Source organism: Diaphorobacter sp. HDW4A, assembly GCF_011305995.1.
Lineage (GTDB): Bacteria > Pseudomonadota > Gammaproteobacteria > Burkholderiales > Burkholderiaceae_C > Diaphorobacter_A.
The window spans coordinates 743,840-761,661 of the sequence record NZ_CP049910.1 but is presented as its reverse complement, the minus strand read 5'-3'; the positions used below and the strand labels follow the sequence as shown (position 1 = coordinate 761,661).

Below are 17,822 nucleotides of genomic sequence, written 5' to 3'. Positions count from 1 at the left end.
CGAGAGCCCACCATCCTGCCGACATCGGTCGTCAACGGATGACAAAATGCATTCGCATGTGTAATTTTCCATAATTATGAACAAATGCGACGATCAATGCCACTCGGGTATTCACGCAGACTCGTCACTGCCTTGCAACCACGGTTGCATGTCTTTTCCAATGCGCGCCGCCAGACGCTTGAGACGCGGCAAATAGCGGCTTTCGAGCTCGCTGGACGACACGGCCGCACGCGGGAAGATCAGGTTGATGCCGCCCACCAATCGATGCGCACACAGAATGGGCACAGCGATGGCCCCGACGGCGGCCTCCCTCTCCCAGTCGCCATCGTTCACCGCATAGCCTCGCGCACGCGTTTCGGAGATCAGCATGTCGACCGCGGCGCGGTCGCGCGCCATCGCACCCACTGGATCGTCGCGCTGCATGAGCAGCGCGAGCAACCCTTCCAGTTCCGCCTCCGAACAGGCCGCCAGATAGGCTCGGCCCATGGCGGTGAAGAACAGCGGTAGCTTCTCTCCAATCATTCCGCGGTGCTGCGACAACAGACTGAAGCGGTGCGTGCTTTCGCGCACCACCATAAAGCCTCCCTCGAGCGCGCCCAGATCGCAGGGCCACATCAGGTCCGGCAAGGCCGCCCGCATCAACGGCAGCGCAACCTGCTCGACCCAGTCGTCATGCACAAAGCCCTCGCTCAGACTGCGCACGGCAAAGGTCAGGTAGTACTGTCCCTCCTTCTCGCCGCGCCGCACGAACCCATCGGCGCGCAAGGTCTCCAGCAAGCGCTTGACCGTGGTCCGGTGCACGCCGCAGGTTTGCGCCAATTCAGTGGTCGATGCGATTCCACCGGGTGCACGGTTCAGCGCCTGCAGCACCTGAAGCCCGCGCGAGAGGCTGCGCACCTCCTTGTAGTCAGCGTCCGCAAAGGAGGCTGAAATCCCGCGTCGTGTAGACATGCAAGACTCGTCTTAAGGGTTAGCTCGAAGGTTTATGTGCACCTAGTGCACGCAGTTCTCAGTGTACCGGCACGCCTTGAGAATTATCAAAGCTTATCGCCTTTCACTGATATTTCTCACGGAGACGCCTCATGACAGCCACCCCAACGAGACAGCATGCATCCGACTCTCACGACGTGATCATCGTCGGCGCGGGTCCGGTGGGTTTGACCATCGCCAACACCCTCGGCATCGCCGGCGTCAGCGTGCTGGTGGTCGAAAAGCTCGATCAGGTGATCGACTATCCGCGCGCCATCGGCATCGACGACGAGGCATTGCGCACATTGCAAGCAGCCGGTCTGGCCGATCAGGTGCAGGCCCACATCACACCCGATCACTGGATGCGCTTCTACACAGCCAGCGGTCAGTGCTTCGCGTCGATCGAACCACGCACCGACGAATTCGGCTGGTCCCGCCGCAATGCGTTCATCCAGCCGCAAGTGGACGAAATTCTCTTTCAGGGCCTCAAGCGCTTCGCGCATGTGGAGGTGCTGTTCGGGCATGAGTTGCAACGGTTCTCGCAGACCGATGCTGGCGTGGAGGTCGTCGTGCAGAACGAGACCGGCCAACAGCGCACCGCATCCGCACGCTACCTGGTCGCCTGCGACGGCGGCAACAGTTTGGTTCGTCGCACGCTCAACATCCCCTACGAGGGCCGCACCAAGCCCAATCAGTGGATCGTGGTGGACGTGCGCAACGATCCGCTCGGCACTCCGCACATCGACATGCACTGCGATCCCGAGCGCCCCTACGTCTCGGCCGCTCTGCCGCACGGCATCCGCCGTTTCGAGTTCATGGTGATGCCGGGCGAGACAGAGGAAGAACTGTCCAAGCCGGAAAACCTGGCAGCACTCATGCGCAAGGTCGTCGCCGATCCGGACAAGGTCGACTACATCCGAAAGCGCGTCTACACCCACAACGCGCGCCTGGCCGCACGCTTTCGTTCGGGCCGCGTGCTGCTGGCTGGCGACGCCGCACACATCATGCCGGTGTGGCAAGGTCAGGGCTACAACAGCGGCATGCGCGACGCGGGCAATCTGGCATGGAAACTCGCCATGGTCGTCAAAGGCCAAGCCGATGCCGCACTGCTCGACACCTACGAGCAGGAACGCCGCGCCCATGCGCGCAGCATGATCCATCTCTCTGAAGTGGCGGGCGATATCTTCGCGCCCGAAAGCCACACCGTCGCCAAGGTGCGCGACACCGCCATGCTGGCGCTCAACGTGCTTCCGCCCGTCAAGCAGTATTTCGCCGAGATGCGTTTCAAGCCCATGCCACGCTACGAACAGGGTGTGGTGCTGCACCAGACTGCCACCAGCAACCGTGGCGCAAAGATGCCATTCGGCGGCTTGCTGGACGGCTCCGGCAATACGCCGATGAGCCGCTTGCTCGGCCTGATGGCAGAGAAGAAGGAATCGCTGGTCGGTCGCCTCGTGCACGGCCTGCAGGTGCCCGAACCCAGCCCCATCGGCCGCATGTTCATCCAGCCGCGCATGACCACCACGTCCGGCGAAACCGTGCGTCTCGACGACGTGATCGGTCTGCGCTTTGCCATCATCGCGTGGGGCACGGATCCAAGCTACGGCATGGACGCGTCGGCACGCGAGTTCTGGCAACGCCTCGGCGCACGCTTCATCCGCGTCATGCCGACCGTTCAACTCCAGCACGCATCAGCAACCAACGATGGCGTAATCACCCTCGGCGATGCGCAGGGTCGCATCAAGGACTGGTTCAGCACGCAGACCAAATCGATCGTGTTCATACGCCCCGATCGCTTCGTGGCCGCACTCGCCTCGCCCCAGGAAGTGTCCGACGTGACACAACAACTCGCGCAGGCTCTGCACGCTCGCATGGAGGTACTGGCATGACCTACGCTTCCTCCGCACGCCGCGCAAGCCGCGCGTTTCTGGGCATGTCGCATTCGCCGCTGCTGGGACTCAACCCCATCGACGATGAGGACCAGATGGCCATCGACGTCGCCGTGAGTGCCGCGCGCACGTTCGTGCACGAGTTCGAACCCGAGTTGATTGTGCTGATCGGCCCAGACCACTACAACGGCTTCTTCAACGAGCTGATGCCTCCCTTCTGCATCGGCTCCGAGGCCACCGCCGTGGGCGACTACCTGTCGCCTGCAGGCCCGCTCAACGTCGCACAGGACAAGGCACTCGCCCTCGCTAAACACCTGATGGACGACAACTTCGACATGGCGGTGTCGCGCCGCATGCTGGTCGATCACGGCTTCTCTCAGGCACTGCAGTTCCTGTGGGACGACGAGATGAAGACGCCGCCGGTGATCCCGATCTTCGTGAACTCGGTCTCCCAACCCAGCATCGCGCGCCTCTCGCGCTGCCGCACGCTGGGCCAGAGCATCGGCCAATTTCTCGACACCCTGCCCGAGCGCACCCTGCTGATCGGCTCGGGCGGCCTGTCGCACGAACCACCAGTACCCACCATGGAGCACCCCGACCCCGCCATCCGCGAGCGCATCACCAACAAGCGCATGCCTACGCAGCAAGAGCGCGACGCCAAGACCGAGCGCGTGAAAGCCGCAGGCATGGCGCTCGCCAATGGTGACGACTGGATGAAGCCGCTCAACCCCGAGTGGGATCGAAACTGGATGCAGGCCATGGCGAGCGGCGAGCTCGATGCGCTCTGCGCGATGAGCGAGGAATCGATCTCGCAGCAGGCCGGCAATTCCGCGCACGAATCCAAGACCTGGCTAGTGGCCCGCAGCGCCTTGCCGCTGGATACCGAGTTGCCCTGCCCGCTTCAGACATACCGCTGCATGCCCGCACTGATCGCAGGCTACGGGGTGATGTTCATGCACACCAAAAACTAAAAATTTGACGAAAAACAGCTGAGAAACAGCTGAGTTCAACCCCACCGTTCAACCAACCCCTTCAACACTCCATGAACGCTCCAACCCAAGACATAGAACGCTGGGCCGAACGCCTTCGCGAGGCAGAAGCCAACGCAGCGCCCATCGCGCCAATGCGCGACGAAATCACGGACAACGAGACGGCCTACGCCGTGCAGCTCGCCAACGTGCGACACGCGCAATCGCAGGGCCGCCGCATCGTCGGCCGCAAGATCGGCCTGACCTCGCTCGCCGTGCAAAAGCAGCTCGGCGTTGACCAACCCGATTTCGGCACGCTGTTTGCCGACATGATCTATGGCGACGACGAGCCCATCCCGCTCGCGCGCACGCTGCAGCCCAAGGTCGAGGCCGAGGTCGCGCTGGTGCTCGAGCGCGACCTCGATCTGGTTGACGCCACGTTGGTCGACGTGATCAACGCCACGGCTTACGTGCTCCCCGCCATCGAGATCGTGGGCAGCCGCATCGCCAACTGGAACATCCGCTTTATCGACACCGTCGCCGACAACGCATCGAGCGGCCTCGTCGTGCTCGGCGGCGTACCCACCAAGCTCAACGCGCTTGATCTCAAGCTCTGCGAAATGACGATGACGCGCGGCGCCAACACCGACACAGACATCGTCTCCAACGGCAACGGCGCAGCCTGCCTCGGCCATCCGCTCAACGCCAGCGTCTGGCTGGCCCGCAAGCTCGCGAGCCTCGGCACGCCGCTGCGCGCAGGCGATCTGGTGCTGACCGGCGCGCTCGGCCCGATGGTGCCGGTGCAGGCGGGTGACCGCTTCGAAGCACGCATCACCGGCGTGGGCAGCGTGCGCGCGCAATTCGGTCAGTAAGCAAGCACTTTCTCGTTCTCAACAGGACGTTCAAACGTCCATTCCAGAAGACCACGGAGACATTCATCATGCGCAATCGCCGCTCCTTTTTCGTCCGCTCCACCACCTCGGCCCTGGCCCTCGCCGCCAGCGCCGCACTGCTGCCCATGCAAGCACAGGCACAGCCTGCAGTCGCCACGGGCAGCTTCCCATCCAAAGCGATCACCATCGTCGTGCCGTTTCCCGCAGGCGGCATCACCGACAACGTGACGCGCACGCTTGCCACCAAGGTCAGCGACCAGCTCGGCAAGCCTGTCATCGTCGACAACCGCCCCGGCGGCGGCGGCCAGATCGCAGCTGGTGCCGTGCGCCAGCAGCCTGCTGACGGCCATACGATCTTCGTCGGCGCCACCGAGATGTTCGCGATCAACCCGACGCTGTACCGCAACTTCTCGTACGACCCGAACAAGGACTTCACGCCGGTCACCCCGCTCGCCTCGTCGCCACTGGTGCTCGTCGTTCCGGCCAACAGCCCGATGAACAGCCTGAACGACGTGATCCAGCAGGCCAAGACACGCACCAACGGCCTCACATTCGCATCGCAGGGCGTGGGCTCCATCGGCCACCTGCTCGGCGAAATGTTCCGCACCAAGGTCGGCGGCAACTTCAGCCACGTCGCCTACAAGGGCTCGGCCCCCGCGCTGCAGGACGTGATGGGCGGCCAGGTCGATTTCATGTTCGACCCAGTCATCACCACCGCCCCGCTGATCGTGGGCAAGCGCCTCAAACCCATCGCCATTGCCGCAGACAAGCGCTCGCCGCAGATGCCCAACGTCCCCACCATGGCCGAACTCGGCGTGAACGGTGTCAACGCCGGCGTGTGGTTCGGGGCCGTCGTCAAAACCGGCACGCCCGCCCCCATCGTGGATCGACTCAACCAGGCCTTCGCAGCCGCACTGAAAGACCCTGAAGTGCTCAAGCGCTTCAACGAACAGGGCATGCAGAGCTTCGCCTCCTCGCCCGAGGACTTCGGCAAGTACATGCGCAACGAGCAGATGCGCTGGTCCGCACTGGTCAAGGCCAGCGGCGCATCCATCGACTGATGAAGTCGCGGCCTTTCATCGCACGTTGCTTCTCCAACGAAAGACAGATCTCATGACCAAAGAACTCACTGAATCCACCACCAGCCGCTTCATCACCATCACCGAAGACGGCAAGCCCCTGCAACTGCACTACAACGATGTCGGCGCCGGAGAAAAAGTCGTCGTCATGCTCCACGGCTCCGGCCCCGGTGCGAGCGGCTGGGCGAATTTCCATCGCAACATCGAACCGCTGGTCAACGCGGGCTATCGCGTCATCCTGCTCGACTGCCCCGGCTGGAGCAAGAGCGACACCATCATCAGCACCGGCTCGCGCAGCGACCTGAACGCCCGCTGCCTGAAAGCCGTGCTCGACCAACTCGGCATCGCCAAGGTCCACATCATCGGCAACTCCATGGGCGCGCACAGCGCCGTCGGCTTCGCGCTCGCCAACCCGCAGAACGTCGACAAGCTCATCCTCATGGGCGGCGGCACCGGCGGCCCGAGCCAGTTCGTTCCCATGCCAACCGAAGGCATCAAACTCATCGGCGCGCTCTACCGCGATCCCACGGTCGAGAATTTGAAGCGCATGATGAACGTCTTCGTCTACGACGCGAGCAGCCTCACCGAAGAGCTTTATCAGCAGCGCCTGGCCAACATCCTCGCGCGCCGTGATCATCTAGAAAACTTCGTCAAGAGCCTGCAGGTGTTTCCCAAGCAGTTCAGCGACTACGGGCACCGGCTCTCGGAGATCAAGGCCAAGACCTTGGTGATCTGGGGGCGTGATGATCGTTTTGTGCCGCTCGACGTGGGACTACGCGTGATCTGGGGGATTCCGAATGCGGAGATGCACATCTTCAACCAGTGTGGGCACTGGGCGCAGTGGGAACATGCGGAGGTATTCAACTCGATGGTGACGGGGTTTCTTCCACGTTGATTTTTTCAACGCGGGTTGGGTTCATTTTTTGGCTGATCGAGGAGCGGCTGGGGGGGTTGCTTACGGAGGCCGGGACTGCCCCCGGCGGGGCAATCACTTTTTGCTTGCACGCAAAAAGTGACTCCGCCGCCGGGCGGAACTCCCGGCCCCCGCCCTCAGCCACGCAACAGAAGCCAAAAACAAGAATGAAAAATCAAGAACGCTGCTTATGAGCCCACCCCCACATAGCAGCCCCCGCCAAAATCATAGGCAAACACAACCACTGCCCCATACTCAACCCCAAAGACAGAATCCCGAGAAAATCATCTGGCTCCCGGAAGTACTCCGCGATGAACCGGAACAGGCCGTAGCCAACGAGGAAGGCAGCCGACACCTCCCCCAACTTCCGAGGCTTGCGCGCATAAAGCCACAGCAGGACAAACAGCAGCAAACCCTCCATCAAGACCTGATAAATCTGCGAAGGATGGCGCGGCAACATCGAGCCGCTCTGGGGAAACACCATGCCCCACGGCAGGTCGGGCGATGAGAAGCGGCCCCAAAGTTCGCCGTTGATGAAGTTGCCGATGCGGCCTGCGGCAAGACCGGTCGGAACGCAGGGGGCGACGAAATCGGTCACTTCGAGCCAAGGACGTTTGCGCGAATGGGAGAACCAGATCATCGAGGCGATCACGCCGAGCATGCCGCCGTGAAAGCTCATGCCGCCCTGCCAGACGAAGAAGATTTCCAGCGGGTGCAACAGGTAGTAGCCCGGTTTGTAGAACAGGCAATAGCCCAGCCGTCCGCCCACGACCACGCCGACGACGCCGAGGAACAGAATATCCTCCACGTCCTTGCGCGTCCAGGCGCGGTCTCCTTTCATGGAGGCATAGGGTTCGTGCTTCAGGCGCCGGGTTCCGAGGAACATGAACAGGCCAAAGGCGACCAGATAGGTGATGCCATACCAGTGGATGGCAAGTGGGCCGAGTTGCAAGGCCACGGGATCAATATGCGGGTACATCAGCATGGGCGGCATTGTGCCGCATGCGTCTGTCCGTATCGGGACACACGGGTTTGAGCCTTGATGCCGACAAGGGCCTGCGGGCCATTTCTGCATCTTGCCAAAATGGCAGAATCTATGCGGTCAATGTCATTGTTGCCACATCCATTCCGCCCCACACTTCTCCCATGCCACGGAAATCCGCAACGCCCTCACCCGCCCGATCACGCCGCGCCAGCGAAGGCCATCTCGTGGTCTGCGTGGGCTATGAGAACGCTATGAGTCTCGACATCGCCGGGCCGCTGCAGGTGTTTGCGACGGCCAACGATGTCCGCATCAAGCAGGGCCTGCGAGCGTGGTACCGGCCACAACTGGTGTCCGGTGATGCGTCAGGTGCGGTGACCACCTCGAGTGGCCTCCGGATGCTGGTCGATGGCAATTGGCGCGATCTGGAGCTGCCCGCCAACTCTACGGTTCTGATTCCCGGTGGCGATGGTGTCGATGTGATCCAGCACGACGAGGCGCTGCGTGCGTGGATCAGACACATCGAGCCGCACGTGATGCGGCTGGGTTCGGTCTGCTCTGGCGCGCTGGTGCTGGCGCGCGCCGGGCTGCTCAATGGCATGGCGGCGACTACGCACTGGTGCCGGGTCGATCAGCTGCGCGAGATGAATCCGGACATCGCAGTGGACAGCGACCGGCTGCACACCTTCGAGGCCGGGCATCCGGTCTATGGCCATCTGTTCACCTCGGCGGGCGTGACGGCCGGCATCGATCTGGCGCTGGCTCTGGTCGAGGCCGATCTGGGACGCGCTTGTGCGCTGGCCGTGGCGCGGCAATTGGTGATGTTCATGCGACGGCCCGGTGGGCAGGCACAGTTCAGCCCCTTGCTTGCACCCGAGACCACACAGGCACCGCGTCTGGCGCAACTGCTCGACTGGATTCCGGGGCAGATCGGAGCCGACCTCAGCGTGGGCCGGCTCGCTGAAAAGGCCTGCCTGCCGCCGCGTACGCTGGCGCGGGTGTTTCAAAAGGAGCTGGGCACCACGCCCGCCAAGTATGTGGAGCGCGTGCGCGTCGAAGCTGCCTCCGCGCTGCTCGGGCAGCAACAAGCCTCCGTGACTACCGTCGCGCGGCTGTGCGGGTTTGGGCATCCCGAGAACCTGCGCCGCAGCTTCCATAAGCATCTCGCGGTAAGCCCGCAGGCCTTTGCCGAGCGTTTTGGCTCTAGCTCTGGCTCCGGCTGATTTCCCTCCTCAACGCGATCCGTTTCCGTCTTCATTTCCGCAGCGCCGAACGTGCTGCGGCCGGGCCTTCCTGCGCCTTTCGTTTTTTCTCCGTGGAGTCCACAACCCATCATGATGATTCTTCGTCGCCACCCCCAACTCGCCGTGCTCAGTGCAGCGCAGGCGCTCTACTGGTCCTGCTCCATCATCGGCATCGCGTTGACGGCGCTGATCGGCCAACGCCTCGCGCCCTCGTCGCTACTCGCAACCTTGCCGCTCGCCCTGCTGGTGCTTGGCAACCTGCTGGCCGTGGGCGCGCTCGCGCGCTGGATGCAGCAGCGCGGACGACGCCGCGGGCTGCAGCGCGGTGCGGTGTTCGGCATTGCGGCCGGGTTGCTCGCCGCCTATGCCGTGCATGCAGCGAGTTTTCTGCTGTTCTGCGGCGCAATGCTGTTGCTTGGCGTATATCAGGCATCTGCCGGGTTCTACCGATTCGCTGCGCTCGACGGTGTCGACGCCCGGTACAAGGGCCGCGCCGCCGCGTGGGTGGTGGCGGGCGGCATCGCCGCAGCCCTGTTCGCGCCCGGTGTGGCACTGCACGCGGTGAACTGGTTTGCCACACCGATGGCGGGAGCGTACGTGTTCATCTCGGTGCTGGCGCTGTGCGCCTTGGTGCTGTTGAGCTGGCTGCCGGAGAGCGTCTCGGCCGCGCCCGTCAGTGCGAAAGCAGCGCCATCCAACAAGGCGCTGCGTCGCGAGCTTTGGTCGCGCCCCGCCATACGTCAGGCACTGAGCATCACGGCTTGCGGGCATGGGCTGATGATTCTGGTGATGAACGCCACGCCGCTCGCCATGCATGGCCACGGGCACGCGCTGGGCACATCAACGCAGGTGATCCAGTGGCATGTGCTGGGCATGTTTCTGCCATCGCTGGTAGCTGGCTCGCTGGTGGATCGCTGGGGGGCTCGGCCGGTCGCGTGGACAGGCGCTTTGCTGCTGACGGCCAGTGCGGCGCTGGCCTTGAGCGGGCTGTCGGCCACGCTGTTTCTGATCAGTTCACTATTGCTGGGCGCAGGTTGGAATCTCATGCTGCTCGCGGGTACCACCCTGCTCACTTTGGCGCATTCGCCCGAGGAGCGCGCAACCGCGCAACCGATGATGGAATGGACTAACAGCGCCGTCGCCGCCATCATGTCGTTCAGTTGCGGCGCACTCATGCAGACGCTTGGCTGGCAGGCGATCAATGTGTTCGCGCTGGTGGTTCTGGTGGGGGTCGCGTGGTGGCTCTGCAGGCCCATAAATGCGAGTCAGAATCACCCAATCCGCAATACCGGCTAATTGACTTTGCGAAGAGCGATTCGCCCGTCATACTTCGGGTTTATCAGTATCCCAAAAAGAAAGAAGATCACCATGCAAGGTATCCCCGAAGTCATCGAAAGCCTCAAGGAATTGCTGCGCGGCGAACTCGCTGCGCGCGACCAGTATTTCATCCACTCGCGCCAGTACGAAGATCAGGGCTTCGTGCGCCTGTATGAGCGCATCGGCCATGAGATGGAAGAAGAGACAGCACACGCCGACGCCATCCTGCGCCGCATCCTGATGCTCGAAGGCAAGCCCGACATGCGCCCGCACGCATTCGAGCCCGGTGAGACCGTGGTCGAGATGCTCAAGAAGGATCTTGAGACCGAGTACACCGTGCGCGCCAACCTCAAGGCGAGCATGGCGCTGTGCGAGCTGCACAAGGACTACGTAAGTCGCGACATCCTGCTCGCCCAACTGCGCGACACCGAGGAAGACCACGCCTACTGGCTCGAAAAGCAACTCGGCCTGATCGATCTGATCGGCCTGCAAAACTATCTGCAGACGCAATCGTCGACATCCGCTGGCGCCTGATCCAAACGGGACGGGACTGAGTGCCCGCTCCGTCCTAGTCCTCCTTGAGCTGCTCGAACTGCTCCGCCAGAAAATCCAGCAGCGCGCGCACCGCAGGCAACTGCCCGCGACGTGACGCGAACACGGCGTGCACCAGCTCGCGCCGTGGCTCCCAGCCGGGCAGTACCTCCACCAGCGCGCCGCTCGTGCACAGCTCCTGCACGAACATGCGCGGCAGCTGCACCACCCCCACACCCGACTCGGCCGCCGCACGCAGCGCCAGCAACGATCCCGTCACATAGCGCGGTTGATGGCGCACATCCGCGCTCGCCCCTTGGGGCCCGAGCAGCAGCCAGCGGTGATGCTCTTTGGGAACGCCGACATCCATGCTTGGCCAGTCAGACAGATCGGCAGGCCCGAGCGGATTGCCACCGCAGCGCGCCACCAACTGCGGGCTGGCGACCAGAATTTGCCCACGATCGGCGAGCACGCGCATCACCAGATCGCTGTCTTCGAGCGGTGGCGGGCGCACGCGGATCGCCAAGTCCAGCCCCTCAGCCACCACGTCTACCCGGCGATTCGTCTCCTCCACATGCAGTTGCACGCGCGGGTACTGCGCCATAAACGTGCCCAGCATGCTCCCCACCCGCGACGCCAGCAGCGCCACCGGGCACGACAGCCGCACCAGCCCGCATGGCTCGGCATGCAGCATCGCCACCGACTCCTCCGCCGCTGTCGCCTCGGTAAGCATCGCTCGACAGTGCGCGTAGTAACGCTTGCCGACATCGGTCACCGCAAAGCTGCGGGTGGAGCGCATCAGCAACTGCACGCCCAGCCGCTCCTCGAGCTGCGCCACTCGGCGACTCAGCTTGGATTTGGGAATTCCCAGCGCCCGGCCCGCTGACGCAAAGCCGCCGTGCTCCACCACCCGGGCGAAGTAGAAGAGTTCATTCAGATCCGGAGCAACCATCGGCAAGCCACTTTTCCGTCAAAGTTATCGTTCCATTATTGAAACACTGATGCCGATTATTGCTTACTTATCAAATCATCGTTCCAAACACATAATTCATACATGTTCAACGGCAGGCCACAAGCAAATGCAGCAGCCCGCCACCCGAAGGAGTCACGCCATGCTGAAGAAAGTCATTGGAATCTACGATGCACCCCGTCCACACTGGGTGGGCGACGGTTTTCCCGTGCGCTCGCTGTTCAGCTACGGCGACCACGGCCGCGCGCTGAGCCCGTTCCTGCTGCTCGACCACGCGGGCCCGATGTCATTCACACCCACCACCGCACCGCGCGGCGTGGGCGTGCATCCGCACCGGGGTTTCGAGACCGTCACCATCGTCTATGAAGGCGAGGTGGCACACCGCGACTCCACCGGCGCGGGCGGCACCATCGGCCCCGGCGACGTGCAGTGGATGACCGCTGCCTCAGGCATCCTGCACGAGGAGTTTCACTCCGAAGCCTTCACCCAATCCGGCGGCATGCTGGAGATGGTGCAGCTCTGGGTCAATCTGCCCGCCAAGGACAAGCTCGGTGCGCCCGGCTACCAGAACCTGCTGAACCGCAACATCCCCAGCATCGCGCTGCCGGATGATGCCGGACGGGTCCGTGTGATCGCAGGCGACTTCGGTGAAGGCCACGGACCCGCGAAGACGCACACACCCATCAACGTGTGGGATGTGCGCCTCGCAGCCGGAGCCACCGCCGAGCTACCTGCCATCCCCGGCCACACGCTGGCTGTGGTGGTATTGCACGGCACAGTGCTGATCAACGGTGACCAGGTGGCGCGCGAAGGTCAGTTGGTGCACCTTGAGCGCGACGCCGACCGCGTCCTGCTCGAGGCCAACAACGATGTGACGCTGTTGTGGCTCTCGGGCGAGCCGATCAACGAACCCGTGGTCGGCTACGGACCATTCGTGATGAACACCAAGGCCGAAATCGAAGAGGCCATGGAGGACATGCGCACCGGCCGCTTCGGGCAGATCCCGGCCACGATAAGCGTGACAAGCGACAGCGCAGCGCAGGCCCACTGAGCACGCGCCGCCCGTCGGCGCCCCATGCAGCCATCCCAGGCGTTGCCCTCCTCGGGGCAACGCTGGGAGCACTGCACGCCAGAGATTTCAAACACCTCTTTTTTCCCAACTCGCCTTCAAACCCGTTTTTCAACCAAGGAGCATTCATGACCCGCAAAGACTACGCCCGCCTCGACAAAAACAACGCCGCCGCTCTGCTGGTGGACCATCAGGCCGGCCTGCTGTCGCTGGTGCGCGATATCGAGCCCGACCGCTTCAAGAACAACGTGCTTGCGCTGGCCGATCTGGCCAAGTACTTCAAGCTGCCGACCATTCTGACCACCAGCTTTGAAAACGGCCCCAATGGCCCACTCATGCCCGAACTGACCGCCACCTTCCCCGATGCGCCCTACATCGCCCGCCCCGGCCAGATCAACGCCTGGGACAATGAGGAATTCGTGGCCGCCATCCGTGCCACCGGCAAGAAGCAGCTCATCATCGCAGGCGTGGTGACCGAGGTCTGCGTGGCCTTCCCCGCCCTCTCGGCCCTCGCCGAAGGCTTTGAGGTGTTCGTCGTGACCGATGCCTCCGGCACCTTCAACGAACTCACCCGTCACAGCGCCTGGAGCCGCATGGAGCAAGCCGGTGCCCAGTTGATGACCTGGTTCGGCGTCGCCTGCGAACTGCACCGCGATTGGCGCAACGACGTCGAAGGACTCGGCACGCTGTTTGCCAATCACATTCCGGACTACCGCAATCTGATGAACAGCTACGGCGTGGCATCTTCAGTGCAGGCAAAGTGACCCCCTCACACCCGTGAAAAAGCTCCTCGGTCAGGCCTTTGGCCTTTCAAAGGAGCTTTGTGGTTCGCGTCGTCCAAGGCGCTCGATTCCTCCGATCAACGAATCGAACCACGCTTGCGACAACGGGTGATCGCAGCACCCGCTGCAAACAAAGCCGCGGCCCTACAGGACTGCTGACCAGAACTGTGGCCAGTTGCACTACCAAAATCGTTGCTGCGGCATTCATGCGCACGGACTGACCCGGCACTGATCAGAGACACTTTGGAAGGAGCAAGCCCCCTGGAGCGAGGACGAAAAATATTTCGACTGCGCTTTCGATCTGGATGATGCGCGGGCATCGGCGGGCCCGGGTCGCTTGGCTCAGAAACCACCCGTTTCAGACTCTCCCTGGGGTCATATAACGCCACTATCTGCCTGAGCAAAATAAAACCGCTCTCTCGGGAGCGGCTTTATTTCTGCAGCGCCACCTGACGCGGACGATCATCCCGCGTCAGTGCCATGTGCTTCAGTCTTCCAACAGTGACGCGTCCCGCACCGCGCCTTTATCCGCCGACGTCACCAGCTTGGCATATGCCTTGAGCGCAGTGGACACTTTGCGTGGGCGCGGCTTGACTGGCTTCCAGCCAGCGGCGTTCTGCTCTTCGCGGCGCTTGGCGAGTTCTTCGTCGCTCAGCAGCACGTCGATGGTGCGGTTGGGAATGTCGATGCGGATCTTGTCACCGTTGCGCACGAGGCCAATCGCGCCGCCTGCGGCCGCCTCTGGAGAGCAGTGGCCTATCGACAGGCCGGACGTGCCTCCAGAAAAGCGTCCATCCGTCAGCAGCGCACAGGCCTTGCCCAGGCCCTTGGACTTGATGTAGCTCGTGGGGTAGAGCATTTCCTGCATGCCGGGGCCGCCCTTGGGGCCTTCGTAGCGCACGACGACCACGTCACCCGCCTTGACCTTGTCGGCGAGGATGTTCTCCACGGCTTCATCCTGCGACTCGACGACATGCGCCGGGCCTTCGAACACGAGGATGGAGTCGTCCACGCCCGCAGTCTTCACCACGCAACCGTCGAGTGCGATGTTGCCGGTGAGCACCGCGAGGCCGCCCTCTTTCGAGAACGCATGCTCGTAAGAGCGGATGCAGCCTTCGGCGCGGTCGGCGTCGAGGCTGGGCCAGCGGGTATTCTGGCTGAACGCGACCTGCGTGGGGATACCCGCAGGGCCTGCCATGTAGAAGGTCTTGACGGCCTCGTCCTGCGTCTGGGTGATATCCCATTGCGCGAGCGCTTCTTTCATGGTCTTGGCGTGCACGGTGGGCACGTCGGTATGCAGCTTGCCTGCGCGGTCCAGCTCGCCGAGGATGGCCATGATGCCGCCTGCGCGGTGCACGTCTTCGATGTGGTACTTGTTGGTGTTGGGCGCGACCTTGCATAGCTGCGGCACGGTGCGCGAGAGGCGGTCGATGTCGCGCATCGTGAAGTCGATCTCGGCTTCCTGGGCGATGGCCAGCAAGTGAAGAATCGTGTTGGTCGAGCCGCCCATGGCGATGTCGAGCGTGATGGCGTTTTCAAACGCCTTGAAACCCATGGAGCGCGGCAGGATGCTCACGTCTTCCTGCTCGTAGTAGCGCTGGCACAGATCCACGGCCAGGCGACCGGCGCGCTTGAAAAGTTGCTCGCGGTCGGCGTGCGTAGCCACCACGGTGCCGTTGCCCGGCAGCGCCAGACCCAACGCTTCGGCCAGGCAGTTCATGGAGTTGGCGGTGAACATGCCCGAGCAGGAACCGCAGGTCGGGCAAGCCGAGCGCTCAACTTCGGCCACCTCGGCGTCGCTCACCTTGTCGTCGGCGGCCATCACCATGGCGTCGATCAGGTCGAGCTTCTTGATCTGAATGGTCTTGGTGCCGTCCGCTGCAGGCACGGCCAGCTTGACCTTGCCAGCTTCCATCGGGCCACCGGAGACGAACACGACGGGGATGTTCAGGCGCATAGCGGCCATCAGCATGCCTGGGGTGATCTTGTCGCAGTTGGAGATGCAGACCATCGCGTCAGCGCAGTGCGCATTCACCATGTACTCGACCGAGTCGGCAATGATTTCGCGGCTGGGCAGCGAATACAACATGCCGTCGTGGCCCATGGCGATGCCGTCGTCCACGGCGATGGTGTTGAACTCCTTGGCGACACCGCCAGCGGCTTCGATCTCGCGGGCGACAAGCTGGCCCAGATCCTTCAGATGCACATGGCCCGGCACAAACTGCGTGAACGAGTTGACCACGGCAATGATGGGCTTGGAGAAGTCGCCATCTTTCATGCCGGTGGCTCGCCACAGCGAGCGGGCACCAGCCATGTTGCGACCGGCGGTGGATGTTTTGGAACGGTATGCGGGCATCGTGGTTACTGAGAAGAAACTTGAAGAAAGACTTTTCCGGGCTGTGAGCACTCTCGATGAGGCCAGCCAATTTATCAAAAAAGTTCCATGGGCCCGCAGGGTACGCCGGGTCAGGTGCCCGGCCGCAGGGTGGGGAAGCCTTGTGGGCTCCTGCGAAAGCGCGCCGGACGCAAATTGTCGATTATCTCGCAGCGCCCGCCCTGCTTCCCGAGAGGGGCCATAGGCATTCGCGCCACGCGGGCGTTTGCGATGGCTTTACACAGTACACATCAGGTTCACACAGGCCGGATGCAAGATCCGCCCATGTTTGAAGTCTCGCGAACTGCCAGTCCTTCAGCGCCTGTCGCCGCGGCCCATGGCTTGCTTGGCCCGGTCGATGCGGTCCTTGCGGCGCTGGTCCATCTTTTCCATGGCCTTGCGCTTGGTGTAACCAGACGCATCAGCCCACGCCCACCAGATCGCCGAGACGGCAAACGGGGAAAGCACGGCCCACCATGACCAATTGACTACGGGACTGACATCGAGATACTTGAGCAGGACCAGCAAAATCCCCAAAACCAATGTGTACACGGTAGGTTCCTCCAGAATGCCTTGTCGATTTTTTCGATTGCGCGTGTAGATTGCATCCGATAAGTAAAAACTCATCCGACCCGGAGACCGAAATTTCTTGAACGGGATCATCGATTCCGGTCAACCCCGATCACTACAATCGCATTAAGTAGCAGTAACTGTAACCCACGGAAGATAGGAAAAGAAGATGAAGCGCTCCCTGATCACTCTCGCAATGACCCTCGCAGTGGCAGCCCCAGCCTTCGCTGATCAGGCTCTCGCAACGTCGAAAAACTGCATGGCCTGCCATTCAGTCGACAAGAAGCTGGTTGGCCCTGCCTTCAAGGAAGTGGCCGCCAAGTACGCAGGCAAGGCTGGCGCAGTGGACACTCTGGCAGGCAAGATCCTCAAGGGCGGCTCCGGCGTATGGGGTCCGGTTCCCATGCCCGCGAATGCACAGGTCAACGACGCCGAAGCCAAGAAGCTGGCCGAGTGGGTGCTGACGCTGAAATGATCTGATCGATCATTCCACGATGCGGCGTTTCGACGTCGTTCCCCCAAGAAAAAAAGCGCCGTGCTGCATGCATTTGCAGCACGGCGTTTTTGTTTGGACTACCCGATTTGAAGATCAGAAGCGATCGCCAGACGGCTTGAACGATCCGACATCGACATCCGCCACGCGGCTTGACACCGGTGTGGACACGCCGCGCCCACGCAGTTGGTCTTCCAGTTGGCCCATGAAGGCGGCGGTCACGTTCTCAGCCTCTGCCGTACGCGCCATCACGCGGGCTTCCATGGCATCCATGCGTGCGTTGAACAGGTCCTGCTGCTGACGCTGCTGGGTTTCCAGAAACTGGCGCAGCTCGGTGAAGCGCGACAGCTCTGCCTTGTCGGCCAGCTCGCGTTGGGCGGCCATTTCTTTGACGTGGCGACGTGTCTCCACCAGCACCGAGCCGTGCAGCGTGAGCACGTAAGCCAAAAAGAATACGCAGAGCAGAATCGTCAGCCCCAGCATGATGGCGCCGAGCGGTGCCTGGATTTCGGTCACGCCAAGCGACACGGTGGTGGGGGTGACCAACGTGTTCCAGTTCAACACGGCGAGCGCCGCAATGACGATGGAAATCAGCAAAAGGATGATGGTTCTTGAATTCATGGATGCAAACTCCCGCAATGCAGAGTCTTGCCAAATCAATTGGCGATGGGAAACCTTGTTTGTATCCTATGACGCGCACTCGCTGTGGATTTGGCGGATATTTCCGCCCGAGTCCTACAGATTGTTGACAAAACGGCGACATAAAAAAGGCCAACAAC

General features: G+C 62.4%; 17 protein-coding genes. 11 read left to right on the top strand and 6 right to left on the bottom strand.

What is annotated here, in order from left to right:
* Positions 1 to 111: 111 nt before the first annotated feature.
* Positions 112 to 951: a DNA-binding transcriptional regulator gene (locus G7047_RS03390; protein WP_166300727.1), complete on the bottom strand. Its 840-nt coding sequence runs from the start codon at positions 949 to 951 to the stop codon at positions 112 to 114.
* A gap of 131 nt (positions 952 to 1,082) precedes the next feature.
* Between G7047_RS03390 and G7047_RS03385 the strand changes: the two genes are divergently transcribed.
* The 5 genes from G7047_RS03385 to G7047_RS03365 all read left to right on the top strand — a co-directional run bounded on the left by G7047_RS03385 (position 1,083) and on the right by G7047_RS03365 (position 6,693).
* Positions 1,083 to 2,858, top strand: coding sequence for a bifunctional 3-(3-hydroxy-phenyl)propionate/3-hydroxycinnamic acid hydroxylase (locus G7047_RS03385; RefSeq protein ID WP_166300724.1), 1,776 nt, complete (start codon positions 1,083 to 1,085; stop codon positions 2,856 to 2,858).
* Complete coding sequence (locus tag G7047_RS03380; protein WP_166300721.1) at positions 2,855 to 3,829, top strand: 3-carboxyethylcatechol 2,3-dioxygenase; 975 nt, start codon at positions 2,855 to 2,857, stop codon at positions 3,827 to 3,829. The genes G7047_RS03385 and G7047_RS03380 overlap by 4 nt, the downstream gene beginning before the upstream one ends.
* A gap of 71 nt (positions 3,830 to 3,900) precedes the next feature.
* Positions 3,901 to 4,698 (top strand): 2-keto-4-pentenoate hydratase, encoded by a 798-nt coding sequence (gene mhpD / locus G7047_RS03375; protein ID WP_166300719.1) that lies wholly within the window; start codon positions 3,901 to 3,903, stop codon positions 4,696 to 4,698.
* 68 nt (positions 4,699 to 4,766) lie between these two features.
* Positions 4,767 to 5,780, top strand: a complete 1,014-nt coding sequence (locus tag G7047_RS03370; protein WP_240939356.1) for a tripartite tricarboxylate transporter substrate binding protein — start codon at positions 4,767 to 4,769, stop codon at positions 5,778 to 5,780.
* Positions 5,781 to 5,832: 52 nt separating this feature from the next.
* The gene (locus tag G7047_RS03365) at positions 5,833 to 6,693 is read left to right on the top strand and encodes an alpha/beta fold hydrolase (protein ID WP_166300717.1); all 861 of its coding nucleotides are present in this window, start codon (positions 5,833 to 5,835) and stop codon (positions 6,691 to 6,693) included.
* A gap of 193 nt (positions 6,694 to 6,886) precedes the next feature.
* Here G7047_RS03365 and lgt read toward each other — a convergent pair whose 3' ends face one another.
* Entirely contained in the window at positions 6,887 to 7,705 is an 819-nt protein-coding gene (lgt, locus tag G7047_RS03360; RefSeq protein ID WP_166300715.1) for a prolipoprotein diacylglyceryl transferase, read from the bottom strand.
* 152 nt (positions 7,706 to 7,857) lie between these two features.
* Here lgt and G7047_RS03355 point away from each other — a divergent pair, with 152 nt between their 5' ends.
* From G7047_RS03355 to bfr, 3 genes are all read left to right on the top strand, one after another.
* Entirely contained in the window at positions 7,858 to 8,916 is a 1,059-nt protein-coding gene (locus tag G7047_RS03355; protein ID WP_166300713.1) for a GlxA family transcriptional regulator, read from the top strand.
* A 111-nt stretch (positions 8,917 to 9,027) separates the two neighbouring features.
* Complete coding sequence (locus G7047_RS03350; protein WP_240939355.1) at positions 9,028 to 10,233, top strand: MFS transporter; 1,206 nt, start codon at positions 9,028 to 9,030, stop codon at positions 10,231 to 10,233.
* Between the two features lie 72 nt (positions 10,234 to 10,305).
* Complete coding sequence (gene bfr, locus G7047_RS03345; protein ID WP_166300711.1) at positions 10,306 to 10,788, top strand: bacterioferritin; 483 nt, start codon at positions 10,306 to 10,308, stop codon at positions 10,786 to 10,788.
* 34 nt (positions 10,789 to 10,822) lie between these two features.
* Here bfr and G7047_RS03340 read toward each other — a convergent pair whose 3' ends face one another.
* Positions 10,823 to 11,737 carry a LysR family transcriptional regulator gene (locus G7047_RS03340; RefSeq protein ID WP_166311848.1) on the bottom strand — a complete coding sequence of 305 codons (915 nt, stop codon included), beginning with the start codon at positions 11,735 to 11,737 and terminating at the stop codon, positions 10,823 to 10,825.
* Between the two features lie 160 nt (positions 11,738 to 11,897).
* On the opposite strand from G7047_RS03340, the gene G7047_RS03335 reads away from it, so the two are divergent.
* Complete coding sequence (locus tag G7047_RS03335; RefSeq protein WP_166300709.1) at positions 11,898 to 12,806, top strand: pirin family protein; 909 nt, start codon at positions 11,898 to 11,900, stop codon at positions 12,804 to 12,806.
* Between the two features lie 146 nt (positions 12,807 to 12,952).
* Complete coding sequence (ycaC, locus tag G7047_RS03330; RefSeq protein WP_166300707.1) at positions 12,953 to 13,588, top strand: isochorismate family cysteine hydrolase YcaC; 636 nt, start codon at positions 12,953 to 12,955, stop codon at positions 13,586 to 13,588.
* A gap of 505 nt (positions 13,589 to 14,093) precedes the next feature.
* On the opposite strand, the gene ilvD is transcribed toward ycaC, so the two are convergent.
* Together ilvD and G7047_RS03320 are read right to left on the bottom strand one after the other, a co-directional pair.
* On the bottom strand, positions 14,094 to 15,962 hold the full coding sequence (ilvD, locus tag G7047_RS03325; RefSeq protein ID WP_166300705.1) for a dihydroxy-acid dehydratase: 1,869 nt from the start codon (positions 15,960 to 15,962) through the stop codon (positions 14,094 to 14,096).
* Positions 15,963 to 16,295: 333 nt separating this feature from the next.
* On the bottom strand, positions 16,296 to 16,532 hold the full coding sequence (locus G7047_RS03320) for a TIGR04438 family Trp-rich protein (RefSeq protein ID WP_166300703.1): 237 nt from the start codon (positions 16,530 to 16,532) through the stop codon (positions 16,296 to 16,298).
* A gap of 187 nt (positions 16,533 to 16,719) precedes the next feature.
* Here G7047_RS03320 and G7047_RS03315 point away from each other — a divergent pair, with 187 nt between their 5' ends.
* Positions 16,720 to 17,025 (top strand): c-type cytochrome, encoded by a 306-nt coding sequence (locus G7047_RS03315; RefSeq protein ID WP_166300701.1) that lies wholly within the window; start codon positions 16,720 to 16,722, stop codon positions 17,023 to 17,025.
* Positions 17,026 to 17,139: 114 nt separating this feature from the next.
* On the opposite strand, the gene G7047_RS03310 is transcribed toward G7047_RS03315, so the two are convergent.
* The gene (locus G7047_RS03310) at positions 17,140 to 17,664 is read right to left on the bottom strand and encodes a LapA family protein (RefSeq protein WP_166300699.1); all 525 of its coding nucleotides are present in this window, start codon (positions 17,662 to 17,664) and stop codon (positions 17,140 to 17,142) included.
* Positions 17,665 to 17,822 lie beyond the last annotated feature (158 nt).

Bases quoted from the DNA above. Each gene is read 5' to 3' on its own strand.
- bfr (WP_166300711.1), top strand. From the start codon at position 10,306: ATGCAAGGTATCCCCGAAGTCATCGAAAGCCTCAAGGAATTGCTGCGC.
- ilvD (WP_166300705.1), bottom strand. From the start codon at position 15,962: ATGCCCGCATACCGTTCCAAAACATCCACCGCCGGTCGCAACATGGCT.
- G7047_RS03340 (WP_166311848.1), bottom strand. From the start codon at position 11,737: ATGGTTGCTCCGGATCTGAATGAACTCTTCTACTTCGCCCGGGTGGTG.
- mhpD (WP_166300719.1), top strand. From the start codon at position 3,901: ATGAACGCTCCAACCCAAGACATAGAACGCTGGGCCGAACGCCTTCGC.
- G7047_RS03385 (WP_166300724.1), top strand. From the start codon at position 1,083: ATGACAGCCACCCCAACGAGACAGCATGCATCCGACTCTCACGACGTG.
- G7047_RS03355 (WP_166300713.1), top strand. From the start codon at position 7,858: ATGCCACGGAAATCCGCAACGCCCTCACCCGCCCGATCACGCCGCGCC.
- G7047_RS03350 (WP_240939355.1), top strand. From the start codon at position 9,028: ATGATGATTCTTCGTCGCCACCCCCAACTCGCCGTGCTCAGTGCAGCG.
- G7047_RS03315 (WP_166300701.1), top strand. From the start codon at position 16,720: ATGAAGCGCTCCCTGATCACTCTCGCAATGACCCTCGCAGTGGCAGCC.
- lgt (WP_166300715.1), bottom strand. From the start codon at position 7,705: ATGCCGCCCATGCTGATGTACCCGCATATTGATCCCGTGGCCTTGCAA.
- G7047_RS03365 (WP_166300717.1), top strand. From the start codon at position 5,833: ATGACCAAAGAACTCACTGAATCCACCACCAGCCGCTTCATCACCATC.
- ycaC (WP_166300707.1), top strand. From the start codon at position 12,953: ATGACCCGCAAAGACTACGCCCGCCTCGACAAAAACAACGCCGCCGCT.
- G7047_RS03335 (WP_166300709.1), top strand. From the start codon at position 11,898: ATGCTGAAGAAAGTCATTGGAATCTACGATGCACCCCGTCCACACTGG.
- G7047_RS03380 (WP_166300721.1), top strand. From the start codon at position 2,855: ATGACCTACGCTTCCTCCGCACGCCGCGCAAGCCGCGCGTTTCTGGGC.
- G7047_RS03310 (WP_166300699.1), bottom strand. From the start codon at position 17,664: ATGAATTCAAGAACCATCATCCTTTTGCTGATTTCCATCGTCATTGCG.
- G7047_RS03390 (WP_166300727.1), bottom strand. From the start codon at position 951: ATGTCTACACGACGCGGGATTTCAGCCTCCTTTGCGGACGCTGACTAC.
- G7047_RS03370 (WP_240939356.1), top strand. From the start codon at position 4,767: ATGCGCAATCGCCGCTCCTTTTTCGTCCGCTCCACCACCTCGGCCCTG.